At 49.1% G+C, this 6,167-nt stretch carries 1 protein-coding gene; it reads right to left on the bottom strand.

All coding sequences use genetic code 11. The features are described 5' to 3' along the window. A partial coding sequence (locus tag C7B77_RS21640; protein ID WP_146138438.1) for a PAS domain-containing protein occupies positions 1-6,167 on the bottom strand: 6,167 nt, incomplete at both ends.

Genomic DNA, 6,167 nt, shown 5'->3' with positions numbered 1-6,167 from the left:
AGTCTGATGGAGTTCGCGGAGTTTGACTGGTTTGGTGAGGTAGTTATCGGCACCATAGTTCGAGTATTTTTCGCGTTCGCCGATCGTGGAGTGGGTGGTGAGGGCGATAATCGGGATGTGAACTTGGGGAGAATGTTGGCGAATCCACTTGATGGTGGCGATGCTATCAAGTCCAGCCATGTGAATATTCATCAAAATTATTGCTGGACGAGGGCTGCGAGAGATCGCGGCAGAGCAGCAACCCTCCAGAATAGACATAGCCTGCTGTCCGGTTTGAGCCACCATGACGCGATAACCGACGGCCATCAGATAGCTAGAGAAGGTATCGACGATCGCCCGATCGTCTTCAATCAGCAACAGCGGTGGAGCCTTCCACGGTTCCAGGTGCGGACGATCGACAGCCGCGAACTCTGGACGCCGATCTCCATCTGGATCTGTCGCACCCGACAGGCGGTAAGTTTGGGGCAGCATCACCGTAAAGCAACTACCGCGATCCACTTCGCTATCAACAGTAATCTGACCGCCATGTAATTCGGTAATTTGTTTGACGAGCACTAGTCCCAATCCTGTCCCTTGATATTTGCGAGCCAGACGGCTATCGATCTGAATAAAGGGTTGAAACAGCTTGGATCGATCGACCTCGCTGATGCCAATTCCAGTATCGCTGACGGCAAAGCACAGACAATAATCTTGGGGATGCTCGGAGGCAAGCATGGGGGAGAGGGGTTGTGCCCAGACGGAGAGCTTGACTAGCCCCCCTTGCGGCGTGAATTTGACAGCATTATTGAGTAAGTTGATTAAAACTTGGCGCATCCGCCGTTCGTCTACCGTAATGAGATCGAGATGGGTGGGGAGATCGGTATCGAGCTGAATCTGCTTTTTAATGGCTTGTGGTTTGACTAAAGTCAGACTCGATCGACATAATTCGGCGATCGAAACCTCGCTGATATTCAGTTCGAGTTTGCCTGCGGAAATTTTGGAGACATCGAGAATATCATTGATTAGCGATAATAAATGCTCGCCGCTTTGCTCGATCGTCGAGATCGAATTAAGTTGCTTGGGATTGAGAGAGCCGTATACTTGTTCGAGCAAGGCTTCAGACATCCCCAAAATCGCATTGAGCGGCGTCCGGAGTTCGTGACTCATGGTAGCCAGAAACTCATCCTTGAGGTGGGTTGCCTCTTGGAGTTCCTCGATCGTCGCTTCGAGCTGGAGATTGGTTTGACGCACGATTTCTTCGGCTTGCTTGCGATCGGTAATATCTGTAGACACGCCACCGAGTCCATAAGGTTTACCATCCTCATCGATCAGGGCAAATTTATTGGAAATATAGGTATGTTCTGTACCATCAGGATGGATGACTAGCTCTTCTAATGTACTAGCTAAACCGGATCGCATAATGGCTAGATCTGTTTCCCGCGATCGGTTGGCGATCTCTAAGGGGAAAATGTCGTAATCTGTGTGACCCAAGATTAAGTGTAGATTACCATCCATCAAATCGGTACAAGTTTGATTGACCAGAAGATAACGTCCCTCAAAGTCTTTGAGATACATCGCTGCTGACGAATTGTCGATAAATGCCTCGATCTGCTGTTGGCGTTTGCGGAGTTCGGATTCGTCGGCTTGACGCTTGATTTCGGCGGCAATCCGATCGGCAAAGAGTTGGATGATAAATTGCCAAGCCGAAATATCTGCGGGTAACGGCTTGGTATCGATGATGCCAAGATTGCCAAAAATATTCCCTTCAAAATCGCGAATCGCTACGCTGAGATAACTTTCACCTTGCAAACTGGCGATGATGGTGGCGTTGGGAAAATGTAATTGGAGGTTGTCGGGGAAAATACCCCAATCATTTTGGTAAGTGACGCCGCAAGGAGTATCGACTAAATCTATTTCGTAAGCTGCTAAAAATTCGGTACCCGTCCACAGCGATACGACTTCAGTTTTAGTTGTCGATCGATCGCTCGGTTTGGCTAGAAAAGCATACTGGACGCCAAAGCTGTCGGCGAGATACCGAAGACAAGCTTGATAAAAATCCATCCCAGTCTTGCCCTGTTCCGACCAGGTAACGATCGCTTTGAGGGCATCTTCTTGGCGTTGGCGTTCCTGTTGTGCGGCTTTTTGGACGGTAATATCTAACATGATGCCATCCCAGACGATCGCGCCATCGGGTTGCAATGCGGGACGCGAGACACATTTAATCCATTTAATCTCCCCAGAATCGAGCACTAACCGACCTTCCCAAAATTTCGGCGTCAGATTTTGGGTAGACTCTACCATGCTGCGGCGATAATCTGGCACATCATCTGGATGCATCATTTCGAGCAGAGAGTTGGCATCAGCCATGACTGCTGCGGGGGAAATTTGGAGCAGATCCCAACAGCCCGAACTAACGTATGGATAGCTGCGGCTGCCATCTGGTGCCAATCGGAATTGATAGATAACTCCTGGAATATTGTCGGCTAACCTTTGATAGCGTTGTTCGGACTGACGTAGGGCAATTTCAGCTTGTTTGCGTGCGGTGATATCGAGCATCACGCCATCCCAAACGATCGCACCATCGGATTGTAATTCGGGACAAGAAGCAGATTCGATCCACTTTATCTCTCCAGATTTTAAGATCGCTCTGGCTTCCCACAATTTGGGAGTGAGATTTTGGATAGATACCGCCATCACCTGTTGAAATGATTGCACATCGTCAGGATGCAACATCTCCAGCAAACAACTAGAGTCAGTCATTACCGCTGCGGGCGTGAGTTGGAATAAATCCCAACAGCCCGAACTAATATATGGATAGCTCATACTACCATCTGGGGCCAATCGGAATTGATAGATGACGCCAGGAATATTGTCGGACAACTTCTGATAGCGAGCTTCGGACTGACGCAGGGCGATTTGGGCGAGCTGGCGTTCGTGTAGCGCGGCTTGCTGTTCGGTCACATCTACCAAAATCCCGTCCCACACCATTCGCCCAGAGAACTGCTGCGCCAACGTGCCATTAGCAATAGCGATCTGTCGGGATTCGCCGCGAATCCATTTGATTTTCCCTGAAGGGGTGGAGATGCGCCCTTGCCACATCCACGACTGACCTAGTTTAGTTGCCTTTTTAATCGATCGATTGAAGCTGGGTCGGTCTGCTGGTAAGATCTGCGCTAGCAAGACCCCCAGATCTCCCACCACGACATCGGGCAACACCTCGAAAATTTCATAAAATCTGGCACTCACATAATTGAGTCGATGAGTACCGTCAGCGGTGACCTCAAACTGATAGAGCGCGCCCGGTACGTTGGAGACGAGTTGGTGATAGCGATCCTCTGACTCGCGTAAGGCGATTTCCATCGACTTGCGAGCGGTAATATCTCGACAGATACATATTAACTGACCATTGTCAAGTAAGAATAAGGTAACTTCTTCATCGAAGGTGCTACCATCCTGGCGAATTGCGATCGCTTCGCCGCGCCATTGCCCCAATGTCCCGACAGCAGGAAAGGCTGTGGTTTCAAACTCGTGAATTTGGGCGGGCGAATAGAGACAGTGCCAATCTCGATCGAGCATTTCGGCGACGCTGTAGCCAAACATCTCGGCATGGCTTTGATTGACATAAATAAAGCGATCGCCATCGAGGATCGCGAAGCCGTCTAGAGATGCTTCGATCGCGGCAGAACGTTGGACGACAGATTCGTAGAGTTGAGCGTTGTGGAGCGCGAGCGCGGCTTGGGTACACAAAAACGAAATTACGGTTTTATGATTATCTGTAAATAGATCGGGAATCTGGCGGTGTTCGAGATACAAAACGCCCAAAACTTTGTCCTGCTTGACGATCGGCAATGCCAACACACTGGGCGGCTGATATTTGAGCAAGTAGAGATCGGGCACCTCTAAGGGCTGGCGCGCATCGAAGGCGATAGTAGCTTGATTATTTTTAATCCAATAAATCAAGCTAGCTGGATAGGCATCGCTATTTACCAGTCTTGGAGACAGGGCTGTAGTGGCAATTTCCATAGCATTGAAAGTGGAAATCGAGCGAATCTGCCATTCATTGTGACGATCTGGCAATGCCAAGATACAAGTTTGGGCACCAGAATTTTGGAGAATGACTTGGCTGAGTTGGTGGATGAGTTCTTCGAGTTCGAGGTTGCCAGATAGAGCTTGAGCCGATTGAATTACCGAGACCAAATCTAACGTTGCACCCTGACGCAGAGATGGGATGGGTAAGTTGGTAATTTTGGCGAGGCTACACAGGGAATTAAATTCTAGCTGTTGTGCTTGCAAGATCGGCGCGAGCAGTTGGGGATAGCGGCGTTCTAGGTCGTTGGTTTTGGCTTTGGCACCCCATTTTGCATAGCAATAATAAGCATCCTGCATGTAGACCGTCGCAATTTTGACTTTACCCCAATTGAGATAAAATTTCGCCGCCAATTCGTTGGCTAGGGCTTCTTCTTGCAGATATTCATTCTCCTTGGCTCCCGCGATCGCCCGATCGTATAATTCGATCGCTTGGGTAAAATCTGCCAATACCCGACATTTTTCTGCCGCTACCAGATCGTACTGATGTTGAAAATTAGCAGGCATCAAGCGCGCGCGTTTGCCTAATTCGCTCTGAGTTTCATCGACGCGCTGGAGTAATTGCTTTTGAATTTGCTTGTCGTGGGGATAGGCTGCCAAGCGCGTGAGCGCATCGAACATCCAGATCCTGGCGATCGCGTATCCACCCTTAGCGGAGTATTCATAGGGTAACTGAGCGTCGGCATAGATTAACGCCTGGGGAATATCTTCAAAATGATAAGCCAGCAAAGTTTGGAACCCATACATTGTCGATAACAAAATGGCTTCATTGCGAGCTTGCCACTGAGCTATTAATGACAGCTCATCTTTGCCCTTCAATATCGCCGTCGGTTGGCTCGATGGTAAACGTAAATTACCGATCGTTTGGCACATCAGATCGAAAAACTGTTGGCTATTTTCATCCTTAGATCCAACAATTAATTTTTCTACCGCCGGAATACGATCGACTAACTCATCTAAAGGAATGCCAGCATAGAATCTAGTCGCGATCGACACCCCCGCATTGATGCCGATATACTGAAGATTGCCACTACCCGTCGCCATGCAGACGCTCTCATCTATCAGCGGAATTGTAGTTCGCAATCGCTCTTGCCAAGGTTTTGTATACCAAGCCGCCACCACTTTTACCCGTGCCGAAATCGATCGATCGGTTTGCCGATCGACTAGAATAGTGGCCAACTGTCCGAGCCGATAAGTCTGTTTTAATTCGCCCAATCCCGAGATTACAATGCAGTACGTAGCATAAAAACTCGCCGCCCAAGGACTATTGCCATCGATCGAAGTCAGCCGAATTCCCACCATACTCAAGACAGCCATCAATTCTTGAGAACAGAAAAAAGCGGGAGCCTGCATCAAATCTAAGATCCGCAACTTAGCCATCTTTACGGGATCGATAATCTGGGGTAAATCTAACAATTGTCGATCGGATTTGCCCGCTAAAGCAAGTTTTGTTTTCGCTAATTCACGGACGAGCATTAATCGATCGGGTTTTGGTGATAACTTAATCCCTAACTGTTGTAGGATTTCCAATCCCCACGAGATTGCCTCTTGGTGCTGCTGGTGAATCGCATGAAAATGAATCATCGTTTCATAAGCTTTGACTCGATCGAGTGGCGTATGCGCCCGATCTAAGACGATTTGCACCATTCCAGTCACCGATGCCAAGTCACCACTGAGTAAAGCCGCATCCGCTAGTGTTTCGTGAAGTGCTAGCGTCAGCGAGTATTGCTGCGTCCAGCCCGATTCTCCCAGAATTTCAGTGCCGATCCGCGCATAGCTAGAGGCTGCACCATAAGCATTTGAAGATCTGGCTTTATGCGCCGCCTGGAGATTCAGTTCTGCCACCAGTTCGCGTTCGGCTGGCTCCTGCACTAACAAGATCGCTTTATTCACATGACTGACGATCTCAAACAACTTCGCCAACTGCTGGCGATCTGGAGCATTAGCGAGCAATAACCGTCCGATCCGTAAATGCGTCTGTTGTTGCAGACTCTCCGGAATCAGCGAATAAGCAGCTTGCTGAACGCGATCGTGGAGGAAGCGGTAGGAGGATGGGTGGATGGGTGGATGGGTGGATGGGTAATGGGTAATGGGTAATGGGT

This window comes from Chamaesiphon polymorphus CCALA 037 (assembly GCF_003003845.1).
Classification (GTDB): domain Bacteria; phylum Cyanobacteriota; class Cyanobacteriia; order Cyanobacteriales; family Chamaesiphonaceae; genus Chamaesiphon; species Chamaesiphon polymorphus.
Note: the sequence above shows the minus strand (reverse complement) of the source record. Positions and strands in the feature narration are given on the sequence as shown.